Below are 1,124 nucleotides of genomic sequence, written 5' to 3'. Positions count from 1 at the left end.
GTGTTTGATTTTGGGGCGCTTCCGCCGGAGGTTAATTCGGCGCGGATTTATGCCGGTCCGGGGTCGGGGTCGTTGATGACCGCGGCGTCGGCGTGGAATGCGATTGCTGCGGAGTTGCAGTCGGCGGCGTTGAGTTATCAGAACGTGGTGACCCAGCTGGCCAGTGAGGAGTGGGCGGGCACGGCTTCGGCGGCGATGGCGGCCGCGGCGACGCCGTATGCGGAGTGGCTGGCCACTACGGCGGCGCAGGCTGAGCAGGCGGCCGTGCAGGCCAGCTCGGCGGCGGCGGCTTATGAGCAGGCGTTTTCGGCGGTGGTGCCTCCGCCGGTGATCGCGGCCAACCGGGCCTTGGTGCAGCAGTTGCAGGCCACCAATGTGATCGGGCAGAACACCGGGGCGATCGCGCAGTTGGAGGCCCAGTACGGCGAGTTCTGGGCCCAGGATGCCGGCGCGATGGCCGCCTACTCGGCGCAGTCCACGGCGGCGACCAAGGGCATCACGCAGTTTCAGGCCGCGCCCAAGGTCACCAACGACGCGGGCACGACCACCCAGGCCAGCACGTTGGCCAACGCGACGGCCAACACCACCGCGGGCAACACGGCCAACACCGTGCAAAAAGCCGCCACCACCGCCACGACGACCGCCGCCCCGCAGGTGACTCAGGCCGCGCAACAGTCGACCGACCCGCTAAGCGAGCTGTGGTTCCTGTTGACCGGCCAAACCGTCTTGCCTTCCAACCTGGGGACACTTGTCAACGGCTACAGCCCCTTCGCCGGCTTGTTCTATAACACCGAGGGTCTGCCCTACTTCAGTACCGGTATGGCCAACACGTTCACCCAGATCTCCAAGACGGTGGGGTTGATCGGTGGCGCGGCTCCCGCGGCCGCCAAGGCGCTGCCCGGCCTGGGCGGACTCGGCGGTCTGCTCGGCGGCGGTGCCGGTGCGGTGCACCCGGCCGCGGCCATCGGCGGCGCGGCCTCCATCGGGGGCAAGTTGTCGGTGCCGGTGGCCTGGACCGGCGGCCCGGCCGTGCCGGCCATGGGCCACACCGCCATCCCGGTCAGCGCCATCAGCGCCGCCCCCGAAGGCGCCGGGGGACCGGGCAACCTGCTCGGCGGCATGCC

General features: G+C 70.0%; 1 protein-coding gene. It reads left to right on the top strand.

Annotation, left to right across the window (positions count from 1 at the left end):
* Window positions 1-1,124 (top strand): PPE family protein (locus A5756_RS17505; RefSeq protein ID WP_066954991.1); only part of this gene is annotated, 1,124 nt, incomplete at its 3' end.

The organism is Mycobacterium sp. 852002-53434_SCH5985345 (assembly GCF_001667155.1).
Lineage (GTDB): Bacteria > Actinomycetota > Actinomycetes > Mycobacteriales > Mycobacteriaceae > Mycobacterium.
This window is presented reverse-complemented; position numbering and strand designations above follow the sequence as displayed.